Origin of the sequence: Corynebacterium sp. PCR 32, assembly GCF_037464985.1 — a bacterium.
GTDB classification, from domain to species: Bacteria; Actinomycetota; Actinomycetes; order Mycobacteriales; family Mycobacteriaceae; genus Corynebacterium; species Corynebacterium kroppenstedtii_D.
This window is the reverse complement of record NZ_JBAHVL010000001.1, coordinates 1-20,554: the sequence shown is the minus strand read 5'-3', so window position 1 is coordinate 20,554 and position 20,554 is coordinate 1. Positions and strand designations below refer to the sequence as shown.

8 protein-coding genes are annotated in these 20,554 nt (G+C 62.4%); 3 read left to right on the top strand and 5 right to left on the bottom strand.

All coding sequences use genetic code 11. From position 1 onward, the window contains the following. Positions 1–46: 46 nt before the first annotated feature. Genes V5S80_RS00040 through V5S80_RS00025 form a run of 4 tightly spaced genes read right to left on the bottom strand, consistent with a single transcriptional unit; the run spans position 47 to position 15,472 of the window. Positions 47–6,157 carry an amino acid adenylation domain-containing protein gene (locus V5S80_RS00040; protein ID WP_395168729.1) on the bottom strand — a complete coding sequence of 2,037 codons (6,111 nt, stop codon included), beginning with the start codon at positions 6,155–6,157 and terminating at the stop codon, positions 47–49. Next, positions 6,154–9,696, bottom strand: a complete 3,543-nt coding sequence (locus tag V5S80_RS00035) for an amino acid adenylation domain-containing protein (protein WP_395168728.1) — start codon at positions 9,694–9,696, stop codon at positions 6,154–6,156. The genes V5S80_RS00040 and V5S80_RS00035 overlap by 4 nt, the downstream gene beginning before the upstream one ends. Next, complete coding sequence (locus tag V5S80_RS00030; protein ID WP_395168727.1) at positions 9,696–14,150, bottom strand: amino acid adenylation domain-containing protein; 4,455 nt, start codon at positions 14,148–14,150, stop codon at positions 9,696–9,698. The genes V5S80_RS00035 and V5S80_RS00030 overlap by 1 nt, the downstream gene beginning before the upstream one ends. Continuing rightward, positions 14,147–15,472: a phosphopantetheine-binding protein gene (locus tag V5S80_RS00025; protein ID WP_395168726.1), complete on the bottom strand. Its 1,326-nt coding sequence runs from the start codon at positions 15,470–15,472 to the stop codon at positions 14,147–14,149. The genes V5S80_RS00030 and V5S80_RS00025 overlap by 4 nt, the downstream gene beginning before the upstream one ends. Before the next feature lie 413 nt (positions 15,473–15,885). On the opposite strand from V5S80_RS00025, the gene V5S80_RS00020 reads away from it, so the two are divergent. Together V5S80_RS00020 and V5S80_RS00015 are read left to right on the top strand one after the other, a co-directional pair. Beyond that, complete coding sequence (locus V5S80_RS00020; RefSeq protein WP_395168725.1) at positions 15,886–16,938, top strand: ABC transporter substrate-binding protein; 1,053 nt, start codon at positions 15,886–15,888, stop codon at positions 16,936–16,938. A gap of 161 nt (positions 16,939–17,099) precedes the next feature. Continuing rightward, positions 17,100–18,209, top strand: a complete 1,110-nt coding sequence (locus V5S80_RS00015; protein ID WP_395168724.1) for an esterase-like activity of phytase family protein — start codon at positions 17,100–17,102, stop codon at positions 18,207–18,209. Positions 18,210–18,314: 105 nt separating this feature from the next. Here V5S80_RS00015 and V5S80_RS00010 read toward each other — a convergent pair whose 3' ends face one another. Next, complete coding sequence (locus tag V5S80_RS00010; protein ID WP_395168723.1) at positions 18,315–18,632, bottom strand: YdeI/OmpD-associated family protein; 318 nt, start codon at positions 18,630–18,632, stop codon at positions 18,315–18,317. A gap of 331 nt (positions 18,633–18,963) precedes the next feature. Here V5S80_RS00010 and V5S80_RS00005 point away from each other — a divergent pair, with 331 nt between their 5' ends. After that, positions 18,964–20,373, top strand: coding sequence for a hypothetical protein (locus V5S80_RS00005; RefSeq protein ID WP_395168722.1), 1,410 nt, complete (start codon positions 18,964–18,966; stop codon positions 20,371–20,373). Positions 20,374–20,554 lie beyond the last annotated feature (181 nt).

The window sequence follows — 20,554 nt, the reverse complement described above, 5'->3', positions numbered from 1 at the left end:
AGAGTCAATGACATGGTTGGGTTAGGTAAACAAACACGGGGCAGGGTCAGATCACGGTGCGCAACGGTTCCAGAAGCATCTCATCGAACTCGTCGATCACCCGCGCATCACCCACCACCCCATCTGGATTCGACGCCATCGCGCGGAGCGTAGCCGTGAGAGCATCAAGCACAATTCGTGCTTCCTCACTGTCCATAACGTCCGGCGCCGCATACAACACCAAGCGAAGGCCGTCCCCATCCATCACAGAACCAGACGGGAACACCATCAACATCACAGCACTATCGGTCGCTCCACCAGGTCGAACGCCGGTAAGCTCCAGGCCAGCATCACCAAGGGCCTGCCGTAAATCAGTGTCGCGGGCAGGATACGACTGGAACACATACAGCGTGTCGAAAAGCCTCCGAACCCCCGCCAGACGATGCGCCTCAGGCAGGGGGAGATGCTCCCGACCAGAAACGGTTCGACGGTGGTGAGCCAGGGCCGTCACCGTCGCCCGCCAAGTACGCTCGGCAGGCACCGAGACAGTGGACGGAACCGTATTCGTATAGCAGCCAATGGACTCTTCCACACCCGGAACATCCACCGTCCGCCCAGAGACCACCTCACCGAAAACAGCGCGGTCACCACCAGTCACCTGATTGAGGGCATGCGCCCAAGCCACCTGGCACACAACGGTCAGCGTTGCCTCTGCCGAACCCGCGAGATTCGTCAACGCGTTGGTCGTCTCCTCGCTAATCTCCGCAGTGAGAATCTGTGCAGGCGGATGCCCACCGTGATGGCCAGGAGCAAGCAAGCGAGGCTCCACACCCTCCAAAACAGGCTTCCACGCTTCCCGAGTAGCAGAGGCCTGCCGAGCAATCAGCTGAGCCGCATGACCAAATGTTGCAGGATCACCCGTCACATGACGGGCAACACCAGAGGCATCACCGCGAACAAGATCCGCAAGGACCCGAGCAAGCTCCACCATGAGCAGCTGACCTGTCCAGCCGTCGGTGAGCAGATGATGACACGTCAGAACAATCGTACGAGAGGTCGCCCCTGTACGGAGCAACGCTATCCGCATCAACGGAGGCCGGTGCAAGTCGAAAGGAACCTCAATATCCTCCGAGAGCCACCTATCCACAGCCGCCGCACCATTGTCCCCAGTGAGATCCACCTCAACAGCCGGCACACACGACCCGGCCGTCACCACCCCAACAGGCACTCCCCCGCGTGTCGCCAACGGAGCAAGCCGCAAGCTGGGATGATGTCGTGTCACAATCGTCGCTGCATCTCCGACCATGGTGGCATTCACAACCCCATGCGGATCCTCCACCTCCAGCACAGACTGAACAATGTAGCCGTCAGTGCCACCAGTGGATAACGACGACAACATCAACCCAGACTGAAGCGGCGTGAGCGGCAGAACATCCTCAACATGCTGGCCCAACTGGTCCGCCCAGGCCACCACATCCGCACTGGTAACACCATCGGCAGTAAGATCCACCGGCGCAGGCCCCGGGGCCTGCGCGGCAGCATCCGCCACCGCCCTGAGCTCCCTAGTCCAGCACTCCATGAAGGCCTCAGCAGCGGAATAGTCCACATGGCGGCCAGCCACACGAAGCATCGCGTGCAGCTGATACGTCGGGGCCTCACCCGTACTCTCACCATCGATCGTGAGATCCGTCGTGAGATCGAACACCGAACCCACCGGCGCCTCCGGCCCCGCTAATCCACTCACCGCAGGCAGCCCAGGCACAGGCCGCCACGATTGCTCATCGACCCCACGTGCAGGGTCACCGACAGCGAAACGACCCAAGTAATTCACTGTGAGTTCTGGCAGCGCCGCCGTGATCCGCCCTGCAGCCCGAAGCATTCCCGGACGCGCCGTGTCCGCCGGCAAGGATTGGCGGGCCGCCCGGACCGCGTGCACAGTAGCCAACGGACTCTCCGCATCCGGCGCGCCCGATTCGACAGCAAGAGGATACGCCGCGGTGAACCACCCCACCGCGTCCTCAGCATGAGCGGCGATGGCATCAGGATTATCACGACCATGCCCCTCCAAGGTCACCCCAGTCACAGCACTGGTAGCGTCACCGCGCTCAGCACGCAACGCCCTCACCGCAGCAGCGATCTGCACGTCCAGGACGCCACAACCACTTCGCTCCGCCGCAGCAACAACCAGACCAGACACGTCCGCATCCACGGTCGTGTGAAGCTCATGGACGGTCGACTCCACATCCCGGGCAGGATCAAGCACACACTGCCCCGCGGCTGCGCGCGCAATCTCCTCCCACGCTGTATCACCATCCACACCCTTCGATAGTGCTACTGACCACCGTGGAAACGCATACTCAGGGTTCCTATCATCATTGCTGTCGTCGGCAAGTTCACCAGTGATGAGGCGCCAACTCACACCGTCGACCACCACATGACTCACCACCACAATCAGGGCACGCCCACTACCCTGACCCACGAGTCCAGCAGCCACCATCTGACCACGTAACGGATCAATACGCCCAGCAAGACGGCGTGCCCTCTCACGGACAATGACACCATCACCCGAGAGCGAGGCCTCAGGTTCATCATCAACAACAGGTGGTGCTAACTGCCTCACCTGATCCGGGGACGGGATCACGAGCTCTGCCGACGCAGGATCTAATTGTGCCGCCAACACAGGATGCCGGCGAACGAGGCGCTGCAGACGGCTAGCAACCTCATCCGTCGTCGTCTCACCGGGAACAGCCAACACCGTGTATTGGACCAAGCCACCACCATCAGACTGCCCCGACAGCAGCGCACGAGCAATGGGCGGCAACGGTGCCGAGGTGACCGGAGGCTCCTCCACCAGCCCAGACTCCTCGCCCCCCTCAATCACCGACGCAATCCCGGCGATCGTCCGGGCATCCAACACATCCCTGCTCGACGCCTGATACCCACGGTTTCGCAACTCAGCGACCACACGAATCGCGGTAATAGAGTCCCCACCCAAGGAGAACAAGTCATCCTCCTGGCCCGGCACCCTATCGAGCGACAACACGTCCGCGATAACCTCTGCAACCACGGCTTCACCACCCGTCGCGGGGGCCTCCGATGCTCCACCGTTACTCGCCTCCACCGTGGGCTCCGGCAGCCGAGAACGATCCAACTTCCCGTTCACATTCAACGGGAGTTCCCCCAGGCTAATCACCGTATCGGGAACCATGTAATCCGGCACTCGGCGACGCATCACCCCAGCTGCCGTCATCTGATCGATCACCGTGTGCCCATCAGAAACAACGTAGCCAACTAAACGAGTACTGTGACCGCTTACCCACGCACGCGCCGCAGCATGACGAACACCAGGAACATCACACAGTGCAGCCTCCACTTCACTGAGCTCCACACGATTTCCACGAATCTTCACCTGATCATGGGACCGACCCAGGTAGCGCAACACACCATCACGCCGCCACTGAACAACATCCCCCGTCCTGTACATCCGCTCGCCCCGATCAGCTGGGAAGGGGCTCGTCCCAAACACCTCCGCCGTCTGCTCTGGCAGATTACGGTAACCGTCGGCAACCTGGACCCCGACCACACACAACTCTCCTGGCACACCAACGGGAACCTCACGACCATCGGCATCAATAACCCGAACAGTCGTGTTGTCCTCCGGGACACCAATCAGGGTCTCACCATCACCAACGACCAGGTCTGGTGTGAACTCGACACAGGTGACGTCCATCGCCGCCTCCGTCGGACCGTACAAACTAAACACACGACAATCGAAGATGTCCCGAGCCTGCGCGGCAAGACCACCAGGAACAGCTTCCCCACCCAGCAATACCCGCTCCAGGCAGGCCATCCGAGACGGGCGATCAACGGTATCTAGGATGACACGCAGATAACTAGGCACCAGGGACAGAACCTCGATACGCTGGTCCTCCACCATCTCCGCCAGGGCCTGAGCATCCCCCTCCCACCACTGGGCAGGTGGCACCACAGCGGTACCACCCGTGGCCAACGGGTTAAGAATCTCGGCAACACCAACATCAAATGTCACCGGCGCTTTGTGCAACACCCTGGCTGGACGGCCACCCAAGAACGTCGACCCGTACCACTGCAGATGGTTAGCCACACCACGATGATGGTTGAGAACCCCCTTGGGCCGCCCCGTCGAACCAGACGTGTAAATCATGTAACAACCATCACTACCGGTGAGTGGCCGTGTGAGCTCCGCAGTATCGACGCAACCACCATCCCGCTGCCCAATCGCAGCCGCAGTATCAGCATCGTCAAGATCCACGATGGGAACACCCGCGTAAAGATCCTCCGCGTGACGGTGCTCCGTGGTCCCCAGTCGTGGAGCATCACCCGCGCACACCACCAGCGATGGAGCAGCATCATCCGCGATCTCCCGAATACGTCGCTCCGGATAGGTGGGATCAACGGGCACATACACGGCACCCGCGCGCAACACCGCAGCCATCACGACAGGCAACACAGGGTCGCGGCCCGTCACAACCAGCACACGGTCCCCCGTGGCAACTCCACGAGCCAACAACTCCCTGGTCACACGGTTGACACGAGCATCATATTCCGCATATGACAGGGTTTCTCCCCCAGGCCCACAGATCGTCACCGCGGGATGATCCGGATCAACGGCCACCGCGGCACGTATCATCGCATCGACAGTCTCCGGAACACCTGAGCGGCGCGGCCCCACACCATACTGGTCCAGGAATGCCCGATCCATCCGACCAGGACCAAGAAGATCATCAATCAGCGTCGACGGACGTGCCGTGGCGAGTACGGTGTCCAGCATGTCCGCCATACTGGACACGGCCTCTGCTGACAAGCTATCCCGGCGGTAGGTGAGTTGAATCTCTGTGCGGTCGGAGTGATGGAAGGCCTCCACCGCCAATGGGTACAACGCCCCGCCATTATCAATGAGCTCCCATGACGTCTGGACCCCAGGAAGCTGCGGTCCAGCGATATCACGGGTGAGGAACAGCACCATCGTGCCGCACAGTTCCTCCCCAGACGCACGGTCAACGCCCGCCGCCACACTAATCTCGGTGGCCGGCATAAGCTTGTGCCGAAACGCCTGAGAAATCACACGGGCCACACCACCGGAGGTGCCGCCGGCAACGAACTCTCCAAATGTCATTCCCCCACTATCAGACGCTGCCCCAGAATCGACGAGAAGTGGAACCTGGTTGCTGAAGTTCCCAAACAACAACTCCTGCCCCGGTTGTTCCCGGTTCGCCACCGTCGTTCCGATCACAGTCCGGTGGTGCCCTGTTGTCAGCCGCAACACCACGTGGTAAGCAGCCACAAACACAGTGAACGGACTGACACGTAGCTCCTCGGCGAGACGCCGCAGATTCCGATCTGATTCCGCAGAGAGAACACGGTCCACCCGGCCACCGGCTCCCGGTGCCGCATGAGGATCACCATCGACGGTCAACGCCAACTGCGGCACCCCATCCCGGAATACCTCCGCCCACTGGTCATGATCCTCACAGTCAGCGGCCGGGCTCTGCGTGGACCGAGCTGATTCCTGGACCGCGAAATCCGCGACCTGCATATCCAAGTGGGGCAATTCACCAGTACAACCGCGGTAGGCGGCACCAACCTCTCGAGCCAGCACGGCCATCGTCATTCCATCCCAAATGATGTGCTGCACAGTCACCACAACGTGAACGGTTCGGCCATCTGGCTGCACAACATCGAGCCGCAACGGACTCTCTGTTGCGAGATCAAAGGGACGAGCGGCCGCCGAGAGTGCCACAGTTTGCGCATCACCATGATCGTGGAACCGCACCTCCGGCTCCAGATCATCATGAACACACTGCCACGGTTCACCATCCGATCCCACGGGATAGGTCGTACGAAGAGCCTCATGTCGCCGCACCATCGTCCGAAATGCTTCCACCACGGCAGATGAGTCGAGAGCATCGGCACCATCGTCGGCCGTAAAGGTCATCAGCAAACAAAGGTTATAGGCCGTGCTCGACGGATCCAGTTGCTGATGCGCCCACACACTGCGCTGAGCCGCACTCAGCGGCGGCCGTTCTGGCCGGGCATGCCCCGACCTGGCGACGCCCGCACCGGAAACACCGTTACTTTCGGTCTCCCCCGCTTGGCGACGAGCAGCCATCAATGCACGAACTTCATCCAAAGATTTCACGAACCGACCTCCACACCGGCGAGCTCCAACAACAACTCCGCAGCACTATGCAGTGCCCCCGGCGCTGGTTCGAGTGCAGTCAGCCGCGCCGCAAGCTGTCGCACCGAAGAATGCTCTAAGACGTCAGCAACGGTCATGCGCTCCACACCAAGGAATTCGCGGATCCGCGCTGTGTACCCGGTGGCTTGGATGGAATCTCCCCCGAGCTCGAAGAAATCCGCAGTAGCTGACCTCACAGGCCCGGTTGTCAGGCCCAGCACGTCGGAAAGGAGGTAGAGCAAGGCCTCTTCGACAGCTCCATCCGGGGCATCATCATCGACGCCAGGACCAACCACGGGGGACGATTCCGCCTCTGCAGCCGCCACCGCCGCTGCCACCGCGGTACGGTCCTTCTTTCCGTTCGCGGTGACAGGGAGAGCATCGACCACCACGACAGTCGCAGGAACCATGTGGGCGGGCAGCACGGTTGCCACATCCCGCCGCAGATTCTCACTCGTCAGCGCTGGGTCACCGACGGTGCCAGTGGCCATATGCACAGCGGCGGCCAAGCGACCATCCTCCGTCACAAGAGCCGTCGCGGCCTCCACACCATCCAGCGTCTCCAAAGCGGCTTCAACCTCACCCAGTTCGACGCGGAACCCACGGAGCTTCACACGATTGTCCCGACGGCCCACGAATTCCACCGTGCCATCCGAGTGGTATCGGGCCATATCTCCGGTGCGATACCAACGCTGACCATCGACGGTGACAAACCGGTCGGCAGTCCGCTCCGGATCCCCCCGGTAGCCCTCCGCCAGGCTGGCACCGCCGATCCATAATTCACCCGTGACCAGGTCAGGCGTGTCCTGGCCAGCAGCGTTAACCACTCGCATACGGACGTTGTCCAGCGGCGTGCCATAGGGCACCGCAGCCAGATCACCCGGGAGGGAGTCATCCACGATCTGGACCGTCGAGTGAATAGCAGTTTCCGTGGCCCCTCCGAGACCAACAAAAACCAGACCAGGAACAGTGCGACGGACCGCGTGGGCAAGTGCCACAGGAACGCGATCACCACCGGTTAACATCAGGCGCAGAGAAGCAAGCTGTGCCGGCGTAGCTACCTCATGCAGCATTCCGATGAGCCCAGGCGCGCAGTTGATCAGGTCGACACCATGAACATCGACAAGACGAGCCCAGGCTACGGCATCACGGGCCTGATCCTCACGCAGGAGGACGACGCGTCCGCCCAGACCGAGTGGCAGGAAGAGATCCAGCACCGAGAGGTCGAAGTCATAGGCGGACAGTGCGAGCGCTGTCGGTGCGGGGTTGTCCAATGCGAAGCGTCGGGCGATAGAGTCCAGCGTGTTCGCTGCCGCGGCGTGGCTGACGTCTACTCCCTTGGGGCGGCCTGTGCTGCCGGAGGTGAAGAGGACATAGGCCACCGAGTGCGGGCTGGGGTTCGTCTGCTGGGCTGAGGCAATGGCGTCGTCGAGTGCGGGTGTGTCGGCGATGAACGTCGTGACATCGTCGTGGGTGAGGAGCTGGGATGCTCTTCCGTCCGCGATGATGGTGTCTCGGCGCGCGGCGGGTTGTGTGATGTTGATGGGGAGGTAGGCTGCTCCGGCCATGAGTGTGCCGAGGATTGCCGTGAGCTGGTGGGGGCCGCGCGGGATCTGCAGGGCGACGGTATCTCCCGGATGTACTCCGCGCTGCCGGAGCTCCCGTGCCACAGCGCCGGCGCGGCGGACAAGGTCACCGTATGTCAGTGAACCACCGTCCCACAGGAGAGCAGTCTGGTCCGGATGTTCCTGTGCGTGTGTGAGCACGGGTGCGTGGAGGGTGTGGGCGGGCAGGTCAACGTCGGTGGCGTTGACCTCACGGCGAACCTCTTCTTGGTGGTGCGGGAGAGGTATGTCGAGTGGCTGATCCCATGCGGCGTCATGGGCGGCTAGGGTGCGTACGCACGTGGTGAAAGCGTGGAACATGTCCTGCACCATGCGGTCGGGCAGGCAGTCACGCCGGACATCCCAGTTCACGAGGAGCCCGCCGTCCATGTCCACGACTTGCGCATCAAGATCCACTTGGGGGCCTTGGGAAATGATGTGAGAGGGGGTGCCGAATTGTTCCCGAACCAGCGGGGAGAAGAGGTCACCTAAGTCCAGGCCAGAGGTGTAGACGACGTTGGCGGTGACAGGGTGCCCGCGGTCGCGGCCCATGTCCCGTAGAACATCAAGTCCGGTGTGTGCAGAATGTGCAGCGGCGTGATGAACCTCTTTTGACAGCGCACGTACTGCCTCGGTGAAGGGGACTGTGGCGGGAGCGCTCGCTGCGACCATGACGGAGTTCGTGAAGTCTCCGACAACACTATTGATGTCCGGGTGAATCGGTTCTCGCGCGAACAGGGGCATGTTAACCAACATGTGGTCGTTGTTCGACCATGCGCCGAGGACCCGGGTGAACACGGTGGCCACGACCATCGCCGTGGTAAGGCCCCGGCGGTGTGCGTAGGTGTGGAGGGCGTTGTAGTCGTCTGGGGTGATGGTCTCTGCCAGGCGAATACTTGCTTGTGGGTCGCGTCGGCGATCTTCTGGGATGAAGGGCAACTCTGGTGGATCGGGGAGATGTGGGACGCGGGTTGACCACCATTCGCGGTCGCGTGCAGCGCGTCGGCTTTCTGCACTGTCCGGGTCTGCGAGTGCGCGGGCCCTGGTCAGGCGATAATCGCGGTAGGTGACGTCAAGAGGCGTGAGGTCCATGGAGCCGCCTAGTTCATGCTGGGTGAGCATGGCAAGGTCCTCCATGAGTGTCCTGTAGCTCATTGCGTCGGCTGCGACCATGTCAACATCCACGTGCAGTCGGTGGCGTCCATCTGGCAGGAGTGTCAAGGCCAGTTGCCACACCTGTCCGGCGGCAAGATCGAGCAATTGGTGGCTGCGTTCGGTGCGGAGCCGGTCAAGTTCGGTGTGAATCTTCTCAGGTGACCAGTCGCGCCCATCTGTCACGGTGAGGGGTGTGACATCCGGGGCGGGCATGACGCGTTGGAGTCCTGTATCCACAATTTGGGTGCGCAGCATCGGGTGGCGGTGGACAAGGCCTCGAGCAGCAGTGCCGAGTGCGTCGGCGAAGTGGTCCTGGTCGCCGCCGGGTGCTGTGCCGTCGAACTCCACGTAGAGGTGCGCGGCGACACCGCCGAGTCGTTGGTCCTTCCTTCTACCGAGCCAGTAGGCGTGTTGCATCGTCCCCAGGGGGAAATCGTCAGTAGGTTCGCCGTCGGGAGTCACGGTGTCCGTGGTGTGGTTTGCCGGTGTGGTTTCTGGTGCGGTGTAGTTGGTTGCGTCCGCGGCCAGGCGAACCCAGGCGCTGATCGTGGGGTCCATCACGAGTTCGGAAAAATGTACGCGCACACCCTCGCGGGCCATGCGGTCGCTCACGCTGATCATTCTCAGGGAGTCCAGGCCTAGTTCGACGAGATCTGTGTCGTCTGTGAGCAGGGCGGCTTCGGCGTCGTCCAGGTCTAGTGCCTCGGTGAGAACCGTGCGGAACCACTGGGTGTCAATCATCAGTTGTCCTCCTGAGAAGGGTCAGTGTTGGGTGTGGCATCGGGGTTAAAGGTGCCGGTGAGAACCACTGCTGTGAGTGTGCGGGTCCACAGGTCGGCGTAGCGTTCCACGGTGTTGAGGTCTGCTGCAGGGCCAGCCCCGCTGAACATGGCTTCAACGATGGGTCCGTGGGCAGTCGGCGCAACATGGGCGGTGATGGTCATGGAGTAGCGAGGTGGTAGGGAGCTCACACCGAGGTTGCCCATGTCTCGACGCACGTCCTCTGGGGGGAGAAACTCCCACGGGACGAGCCCCTGGGGGCCAGTACTGTCAGCTGTGAACCGTCCGAGGTAGTTCACGCAGGTCGCAGCAATGGCGTCTGGTTCGTCCCGGGCGTCCGAGAGGGCGTGTGTGATGAGGTGGGTTGTTGATTCACGATCCTCCGGCAGTGTCTGAGGAAGCATGGTGGAGACAGTTTTTTCATCGGTGAACCAGCCAAGTGCACGTGTCTCCTCCATGCCGTCTCGCCCGTGGGTCTCGATGGTGAACCACACGCGGTCGCTGTCACTACCGGCGATGCGGCGATCCGTGATGGCGGTGACGAGGCCCAGTAACTGATCCTCGGGGACTGGGCGCCGGGTGGGGTCCAGGAACGCGGCAGTGACCGTCGGTGGTGTCTGGCGCACCACATGGCATGGTTCCGGGGCCTGGTCATCGGTTGACAACGGGTTGACGTGGTGTCCGGCTAGTGCGGGGCCTGCCGGTGTGCGGGCAGGTGCTTCACGGTTACGGCGTGCGGTGCTCGTGGGTGGGAGTGGATGCTCCGGGCTGGGGGGATTTCCTGCCGCGAATGCTCGGATGTCGTCGGCGAGGATGCGCCAGGAGACGACATCGACCACGAGGTGGTTGAGGGTGAGTAGTAGTAATGGTGGGGTGTCGCCTCCGTCGCGGATCGTGGCGGCCATCATGGTGCCGCCGGCGGGGTCGAGCCGTTCGAGATGCATGTTTCTGATCTGGCTGAGTGAGGTTCCCGCGGGAACGGTGTTGGTCTCTGGGATGGTGCCGCCCGGGAGAAGGCAGGCTGTGGCCTCATCTAGGCGGGACGCCAGGATGGGGTGTGCTGTCACGAGGGCGGAGAGGAGGTCATCGACCGGGGCGTTCTCGTCCGGCAGCACCACACACTGGCTGTGGGCGGTCTGCGCCAGCTGTTGCATCGTGGTTCCGGCGACGGTCTCGAGGTAGGTTCGGGCTAGCCGCGGCAGTGGCCATGGTCCTGTGTCTGCTGCTTCATTGTCAGTGTCGACGGGGACCAGGTGGATGGCGGCCTCAGCAATGGACGGGCTGTCCATGAGGTTTTTGACCCTCACGGTCCATCCGGGGCCGTCGGGGCCTCGTCGTCGCAGTCTGGCGGCCAGATCCATGAGACCGATGCTGTCTACTCCTAGTTCTGCGAAGGAGAGGTCTGGATCTGGGGGTGTACCGGTGAGTGCGGTGAGGGCTGTGCACAACGCTTCTAGCGCCGGGGAGCGGTCCCCGGTGGGAGTGGCGCGGGCATGTGTGGCCGCCTCGGTCACGACACGACGGACCTCGGCGAGGTCAGTTTTCCCGTTGCGGTTGACTGGGATGTCCGAGACCGCGGCGATCGTCCGTGGTAGCAGGTAGCTTGGGAGTTGTGTGGAGGCCTGCGCACGTAGGTCTGAGGAGTCGCGTGTGGTGATTGCTACAGCACCGAGCCATGCGCGGCCCTGATCGCGGCCCATCACGACAACCACGGCGTCGTCTACTCCGTCGAGTGACCGTAACACGACGGCGCATTCTTCTGGTTCAACGCGGTAGCCGTTGATCTTTACTTGGTCATCGATGCGCCCTTGGTAGGCCACGGTGCCGTCGGTACATCGCCGGACAAGGTCACCGGTGAGATAGCGGGGTTCGTGTCCTTCGGTGAAGGGGTCGGGAATAAAGACCTCAGCGGTCTCGTCTGGGCGGCCCAGGTACCCTTCGGCCACCTGGGGGCCGGAGACCGCGAGTTGTCCCATCATGCCTGGAGGTAATGGTCGTAGGCGGTGGTCGAGGACCGCGGCAGTCATGCCGTCGAGTGGGCGGCCGATGGCGGGGTGTGGCAGGTCCCGAACCCGCGCCATGAAGCATTCCACGGTCGTTTCTGTGGGCCCGTAGCAGTTCCAGACGTCGGTGGCGGTGAGTTCACGTAGTCGCTGCCAGGTGTCGGGGGAGATCGCTTCCCCACCGAGCGCTAAAACACTGAGGTGGTGCCCGCTGATACCGTCGAGTAATCCGGCGTCATCTAAGCGGTGGAGCATGGACGGGGTGGTATCGATCATGTCGACGCGGTGCTCGATGAGCATGTCGACGAGGAGTGAGGGATCCGTGCGTGTGGTTTCGTCGGCAAGGATCAGGCATTGGCCGCTGAGCAAGGCGATTTGTGGTTGCCAGGCTGCGTCGAAGCCTGTGGACCAGGCGTGTGCTACGCGCATGGGGCGGCCCAGTGTGGCCGCGGTGGGTTCAATGATGTGTCGGTGGTGGTGGTGCCAGTAGTTCAGGAGTGCTTGGTGGGAGATGGCGACGCCTTTGGGGCGGCCTGTGGTGCCGGAGGTGAAGACGACGTAGAACGGTCGGCGGTGTCCCGCGATGGGTGGTAGTTGTCCGGTGGGTGTTGGGCCTCGGCCGATTCGGGTCCAGGTGATGTCAGTGTCGTGGGTGCCGGGTTCTGCTGGGGTGCCGCAGAGTATGCGTGGTGTGTCGTCGAGTGCAGAGAGGGCGGTGATGGTGGGTGTGTCAGCGAGGAGGTACCGTGCCCCGGCATCGGCGAGTATTCCCGCCATTCTTTCTGGGGGTTGCGTGGGGTCGATGTGGACGGTGATACCGCCAGCCTCGGCCACGGCGAATGGTGCGATGAGGACGCGGCGGTCACGGGGTAGGGCGACCCCGATGGGGGCGCCGTCCTCGATTCCTGCGGCGCGGAGTGTCTCGGCGAGGTGCCTGATGGTTGTTGTTAGTTCCCCAAATGAGCATGGTCCGGTGGTGTCGATGACTGCGGTGGCGTGTGGATCCCGGTGGGCTGCTGTGGAGAGGGCGTCGTGAACTGTTTCAGGGACACTGGTCGGTGGTGTGCGCCTGGTGGCTCCGCGAAGTACGGGGTCCTCGTGTGGGAGGAGGATGGGGGTGTCCGCGAACGTTGAGGCGGTGGTGAGTGCTACCAGGGTTCGGGCGAGTCGTTCGGCGGCGGTGTCAGCGTCGTCACCGCGACCGGTGTCCGTGGGGTGGCACTCGGCGCGGACAATGATTCCGTCGCCGTGGGTCACTGGTACCAGTGCGATCGGATAGTGGCTGGGTGAGTCGACGCGCCGCATGCGGGCTTCTGCCCCGCCTCCCAGGGGGATACCGGTATCCAGGTTCCCAATGGGGGTGTTTTCGACGACGAGGAGGGTGTCGAACAGTTCGCTGGTTCCGCTACCGACGGCGCGGGCTATTCCTGCTGAGCCCAGCCAGTCGTGCCGACGTAGCTGTGCGGTGCGTTCTTGGAGTTCACGGCCAGCATCGGCGGGTGTGCGATCATCGACTCTCACTCGGACGGGCACGGTGGTGACCATGCCGCCGATGAGTCGGTCGCTGCCGTCGATGTCTGGGTGTCGGCCGGAGCTGGTTTGCCCGAAGACGACGTCGTCGTGGCCGGTCATGGAGCTCAGTATCCGCGCCCATCCCAGTTGGAACATGGTGGAGATGGTGAGGCCGTGCTCCCTAGCGAAATTCTCCACACGGGTGGTCTCTGAGCGGCTGAGCTGGTACTCCCCTACGATCGGGGCGTGGGTGGGGACGGTGCCGTCGCCGATGCGTGGCATGTCAGTAGATCCGGGTATGGTGTCGGCGTCGTGCCGCCAGGCGTGTTCGGCGTCCTCGCGGTCACGGGATGCGATCCACGCGGCGTAATTGCGCAACGGTACCGGGGTGGTGAGGGTGTCGTGGTCTCCCCGCGCTATGGCGGCGAGGTCGTTGATCACCAGCGGTAGTGACCAGCCGTCGATCACAGCGTGGTGGATGGTGAGGATCAGGACCCATTGTGTCTCCCCGGTGCGGAGCATGGTGACACGGGTGAGTGGCCCGTGGTGCAGGTCCAGGGGGCGGTTGCCTTCGGTCGCGCGGATGCGGTCAGCTGCTGCGTCGGGGTCGGGTTGTCGTCGAAGGTCGTGTTGTTCCCACAGTGGCTGGGTGCCGTCCCTCATGAGGAGCACGGGGTGAGGTAAGCCCTCGCTGCGGACTTCGGCGGTGAGGTGCGGGTGTCGTGTGCACAGTGTCTGTGCCGCCGTGCGGAGCCGATCAGAGGGGTCGTCGGGCGAGGTGATGTCGAGGGCCAGGGTGACCATGTATGGGTCATAGTCGCAGTGGGCGGCCGACGCTGCGATCATGCCTCGCTGGGAGGGTGAGAGGGCGACGACGTCGAGGACTGTTCCCCCGCTCACCTGTGATCACCGTGGTTGGTCGTGGGGGTGGTGTCATGTTCGCTCGTCAGTGCGGCGAGTGTGGCGGGGTCGAGCCCGGAGGCGGACATGGGCTCTGTGGTCGTCGACGTGGTGTCTTTTTTATGTGTGCTGGTGTGGGACATTTTTCCCGCGAGAGTGCGCACGTCTGGGCAGAGGAAGACGTCTTGGACGTCGAGGGTCCAGCCGTCCTCGGCGAGGCCTGTGGTGAGGGTGAGTGCTGCCATGCTGTCGCCGCCGAGTCGGAAGAAGTTGTCGCCGCGGCCAATTGTGTTGTTTTCCAGTTCGAGCACAGTGATCATGTGTGCTGTGAGGGCCTTTTCTGCGTCGCCTTCGGGTGGGCCACCTATAGGTTCGTTGGTGGTGGCCTGCTGGGTAGCGGGCCCCATGGTGGGGCGGTCGACGGGTTGGTTGGGGGTGGTCGCCCATTCGTTGACTACTCGTGTGAGGGTGTCGAGGACGTCGTCGGGGTCGAATGCGGCGAGTGCTCGGATGGTCAGGCGGACGCCGCGGGGGCCGGGTTGGGCGAGAATGGTGCAGGCCTCGCCGCTGTATTCGGGGGCTCGCCATTCTAGTTCTCGGCGTCCTGCGCGAGGTGTGGGGGTCTGCCTTACTTGGACAGAGACTCGTGCTGGTGTGGAGTTGTGGGTGGACGAGGTTGCCTGTGCGACGACGTCTGTTGGTGATGCTGGCCAGGTTATGTCTGCGGCGGAGAGAGTTCCCGCCGGTGTGGCTACTGGTGCACTGGATACGGCGGAGAGCACGGTAGCGAGGACTTCTGCGATGGCGGCTGGTTGTGAGGCGAGCGTGTTCATTGCGGTCGCGGGAATGTTGCCACGTGCGGTGAGGCGGTCAGCTGGGGTATCGGTTCCCGCTATTCCGGTTGTGATCTCGGGGATGTCGTCTTGTCCGTCGAGAAGGACGCGGAGTACGTGGTCTATTGCTGCGATGTCGTCTCGGCCCAGGGCGGTGACTAGTGCGGAGGTTCCTCGGCGGTGAATTCGGATTCGTACTGCGGTTCCGTGGGGCGGTACGCCGCGGGCGTCATCCGAGGTGATCTCGGCAGCTGGTCGGTCGCCGTCGTCGAATATCTCGGTGGTGATCCCTGGGAGTGCAGACAGTTTTTCGTTGGCTCTGGTATCGAGGCTGTCTCCGTCGGCGACCGCGACGGCGGTAAAAGCGCCGTTGTCGATGGTGGGCTGTCCTGCTTCCGGTGTGTCCCCTGGTCGTGGTGCGTAACGGTTCTGCATGTCTGACACTGCTGTTCTCCATCCGTTAATGCTGCTGGTGACCGGCACAGTCATGGGTTCAACAGGGCGTTTTGGCTCTGGTTGACTCTGCCGGGCGATGTCGGCTACCGCCCCGGGCAGCCGAGACTTATAGCTACACCTAAGCTCTTTAGGTAAGGCTTCGCTGAGACCGTAGCACAGTCTGGATCCACACAGTGAGAGAGTGCACATTAGGCACACCACACCTGAAGTGAAGACTGCACCGCCTAGCATGCCCCCATATCACAACCAGCAAGGACAAGGAAAGCTAGCATATTCACCCGTCTAGGGTAAGGGGTAGGCAACCCGCCTGTTGAGTATTCAGCGTGAGCACAATAGGATCGCCAGAATAAACCTAGCCTTACCATGACACTCGGTACGGCTTTGTGCGTCACTGGCCCGTTGGCACCGCCCGCGCGCCACGTACCCCTCACTCACTAAGGAGCCCCATGAACCTCGGCACGTCCACAACCCCCACACGGTCCCGCGGCCGTAGTGGCCGCCGTCGCACCGCCGCCCTCGCCGCACTTACCGCCGCCTCACTCATTCTCACCGGCTGCACTCATGGCGATGGAAAAGACAAGGATAAGGGAAGCAATTCCAGCTCAGCCTCGGGTTCCTCCTCCGATAAGGCCGGAGAGATCACCCTCAAGACATCATGGGGGGAAGCCTCCTACCCGAAAAACCCCAAGCGAGTCATCGCAACAGGCACCGCCGTGGATAACCTCCTAGCACTGGGTATCAAGCCAAGCGCCATCATCACGTTGCCCTCAGAAAAGCCCAGCCCCTGGCTCAAAGACAAATTAAAAGGCGTCAAAGTCATCACCGCGAAGAGCGACACAGAGCTCCCCGCTGAGGCAATTGCCAGCGACAAACCTGACCTCATCGTCGGCGACTACTGGCGCATTACCGAACAAAACTACAACCTTCTGAAAAATATTGCGCCCACACTCGGAGCCACCGGCACACACGGCGCCGACATCGGCTGGGCCTCCCAGTTGACGCAGCTCGGTAAACTCTTCGGCAAAGAAGAGGACGCGAAGAAAGTCATTGCCGAGGACCACAAACGGTTCGAAGAGACTAAAAAAGACATCCCCGGCTTGGCAGGAAAAACCGGTGTCGTAGTCCAGTTCCTCGGTGACAGCAAGCAGTTTGGCGTCGTGGCAGACCCGAAGGAACCAGGCAACTCGTTCCTCTACGACCTAGGTATGACAGTTCCAGACTCTGTGCTCAACCTTCCCAATAACAAGAGTGGTCGGGCCCTGGTGAGCGGTGAGAACATCAAGGCTCTCAATGCTGACTTCATGGCAGTCTATTCCCAGTCCGGCACCGATGCAGAAATGCGTCAGACACCGGGATATTCGGATTTAACACAGGTGCGTAAGGATTCCACCAAAATCGGCGATGCAATGTTCGTCCAAGGGCTCAACGTGCCGAGCTCCCTGAGCCGCGAATGGCTGCTCAAGGAGTTGCGCCCGCAGTTGAAGAACGCCGCAAAATAGAGAAATACACGCACATCTGCTGCTACGCTGGTTGCATGAGGATGCCTCGCGTGACCAGCACTAATAGTGCCACCACCCGACCTAACACACACCACAGACCACCCCACCCGACAGTGGTCCGACGCCTCGCCACGGTGAGTGTATGGTGCACACTTGCACTATTGCCTACTACTATCGCTCCGCACCCACATGAACAGGTCAGCGCTCTCGGGGCGCGCTCTGCGCTTCCCCTCCACGACCGCGGTGGCACTCCTGATCGCTCACCCATCCCACATCGTGGGGCCACCACCAGTGAGCCGACAGCTGAACTCATCGATACCTGTGATCTCGCTGATTCCACCGTTGTTCACGGCACGGGGCCAGCCGCACGCGCACCCTTCGGTGGTATCTCCGGTATCGACCGAGTCGCTGGCGACAACTACATCGCCATCAGCGATGACCGCTCCGACAAAGGCCCAGCCCGCGCCTACCCGCTCACCCTTCCCCGCACCCCGCGCGGCGGCACAAGTACTACTACGATCCATCCCCCCATCACCCTCACCGACACCACGGGCACGCCGTACACGCCCGGACGCGTCGACCCCGAAAGCATCCGCGTCACCCCTCAGGGCAACCTGGTGTGGAGCTCAGAAGGACATGCTGACGCAGGCATCGCCCCATCCATCACGCTTGCCAGCCCAGACGGACACGCCCAGAGAAACTACACCATCCCGGACTACCATTATCCGAACGCTGGTCATGGCGTTCGCAACAACGAAGCATACGAGGCAATCACCCTGATCGACGGCGGGAAGGACGCAGCCGTTCTCACCGAGGGGCCCCTCCAGCAGGACACCCGCAATCGCCTCACCATCTACGACACAACGACCGGAACACCCTGGGCGGAGTACACCTACCAGCTTGACCCGGCAGACCCCGGCTCCGATAAGCGCGGAGCCTCAGAAATCCTCACCATCGACGACCATACATTCCTCACCCTCGAACGCGACTACGTTCCCGGCCAGGGCACACGCGGAAAACTCTACCGCGTACGCATAGGCGCAGCGTCCAACGTCCTTGGGCAGGCAACCCTCGACGACCAGGATGTCCCTGTCGACAAGGAGGAATTAATGAACTTCTCCCCCCACGGCGACAATCCAGACAACATTGAGGGCATGACATGGGGGCCGAACCAACCAGACGGGCGCCGTACACTGCTGGTCACCACCGACAATAATTTCAGCGGGAAACAGCGCACCCTCGTCCACACCATCGCACTTCGCACGCCATAAGCCACCTCAAGCCACCATGCCCCGACAAACACGCCCTCACCCACAACGCTGCCCCCTCCCCCAGGGGTCATACCGCCGTATCAGATCAGAGACAAGGAATATCGGTTACGGGCGGCCGTTGCGTGGTCGATGCGCGCAGCCTGGCCAGCAGCACGGCCGACGCATACCATCCTCAAGTTCTTCGTTCGTTCGGCGAATACGGCGTGCTCGGGTCTCTGGTTTCTTCGCGTCCTCCACCCAGCAGATGAACTCATTTCGAGCGAGCGTCGTAATGTCCACCCACGCCTCTCGGGCAACATCACTGGTCAACAGTGAGTCGCGGAGATCATCCGGGAGATCATGGACAGCCCCACCGGGAAGGTGAGGGGCTGCCGTAGCATCGTCACTCGCCGTGGGCGTGGTGTCATTGTCACAGTGGGCCATAACCGCGACCCTACTGCCGTCACCATGGGCTTCACAACCGGTACCCCACATGGCACCTGTGACATACAAACACCCCACACCTCACACCGCCAGGTCACGCCAGCCACGCCGCAGACCCGTACACAAACAGCTTTACGCACCACTCCGCAGCTACGTAGACTCAACCTGTACCGTCCCCTCTACCCCCCTTTTTGTCCGCGAGTGGTATGTCGGGTGTCCACACCGACGCACACATGACCCCTCTGACCATCGCCCCTCCGACCACCCGACATGCCACCGCTCCTCACCACACAAACCCCTGCTTCCCAATGGCGAGACCAGGAGGTCCACCGTGACACCACCACCCACAGCGAACCACTCATACGGACGGCTCACCTCCGATGACGCGTTATTCGTCGTCATGGAACGCGTCCTGGGAGTGCCGGTGACCAATCAGTTCATCTGGCGCCTCCCCGCCCCACAGAATCCTGATAAGCAGCCACCCGGCCAAGTCGTCGACGACGACAGCGTCGCCGAACTCGGTGCAGCTTTGCGCCGTGGCCGGCTGGGACGGCTCGTGCGGCGTTCCCACGGCCCCACGCGGGACAGGTGGGTTCGTGAACCCAGCGCCGGACTGATCCGCACGGGACTGCCCACCGTCGCCACGGGCGCGGAAAGTCAATGGATCCGCGACCAACTCCGCCTCCGGCTCGATAGCGTCACAGGGCCCGCCTGGGCGCTGACCACGGCACCCACTGCCGACGGTGGCCGCCTAGTCAGCCTTGCGTTTAGCCACGTCATTGCGGATGGTCAGGGAGCAATTACTGCTGTCCTCGAGGCATTACGAGGCCAGGAAACACACGCGGCACTCCCCGCCGGCACCGACACCACCGTGGGGCATTCCCTTCGAGATGCCGCATCGTTGCTCGGTGATGCGGCATCATCAGCGTGGGGTTTACTGCGCACGAATCTCCGCTCCGCCCGCTCACCTCACCGCTCCACAACAGGCACACCACCGAACAGCGGCACTCACGATGCAGCACACGTCAGTGACGGTACCGCGACCACCGGTGGGGCGCAGGGTCGTCTCCCCACCATCGCTGTGGAGGTCGATGGCCCACGCTTCGCTGCTCGCGCTGCCGCGGCGGGTGGGACGTCAAACACACTGTTTGCAGCGGTCACGCTGGGCGTACTCGTGGCGACGGGGCGCGTCGGCGAGGGGGATACCGTCCCCATTTCTCTGCCGATGTCGCTGCGTGGCGATGATGACCTCCGCGCGAATGCGACATCCGGGGCCACGGCACATGTGGTGGTCTCCTCCGACCGGTATACGGATCTGACCCCCATTCGAGCTGCCAGCAAGGCAGGCTTCCAGCGCGTGAGCGCCGGCGAGTTTAATAGCGTGGACGCGATGGCCCGCATCGCTCAGGCGTTGCCGGATCCTGTTGTGCGGCGATTAGCAGGCACCGCCTCAACACCGCTGTGTCTCGCATCCAACCTGGGGACGGTGGATACGCTCTTCGCCTCGCTTGGTGGATCAGTGCAGGGCCGGGTGGCGAGCCGTTCGGTGACAATCCCCGACGACGGAGGATCGCAGGTACGCGCCGGTGGGATTAGTGCCTGGGTAACACTCGCAGACACCAGACTGTCATTGTGCTTCACTGCCTTGGATGCGTCACTCATCCCCGACGAGGAACACCTCGCTAACCTTGTCACCACAGAACTACACCAATGGGACATACCCACCGAACGCTGGCTATGAGTATCGATTTCCTGCTGTTCAGACGCCCCGGGGTTAATGAGCCCTTGCCCCGGGAAGCGTGATCGGGCAAGAGCATGTGGAGAACCCCAGGGTGTGGTGGGTGTGTGTTAGTTGTTGTTGCGGAGTTGTTTGGTGATCACTGGTGGGGTGAGGGGGCCCATGTCGCCGCGTAGTTGGTGGA

What these genes read in the sequence shown, in the direction of transcription:
- V5S80_RS00035 (WP_395168728.1), bottom strand. Translation starts at nt 9,696, where the DNA reads ATGATTGACACCCAGTGGTTCCGCACGGTTCTCACCGAGGCACTAGAC.
- V5S80_RS00025 (WP_395168726.1), bottom strand. Translation starts at nt 15,472, where the DNA reads ATGACTGTGCCGGTCACCAGCAGCATTAACGGATGGAGAACAGCAGTG.
- V5S80_RS00020 (WP_395168725.1), top strand. Translation starts at nt 15,886, where the DNA reads ATGAACCTCGGCACGTCCACAACCCCCACACGGTCCCGCGGCCGTAGT.
- V5S80_RS00010 (WP_395168723.1), bottom strand. Translation starts at nt 18,632, where the DNA reads ATGGCCCACTGTGACAATGACACCACGCCCACGGCGAGTGACGATGCT.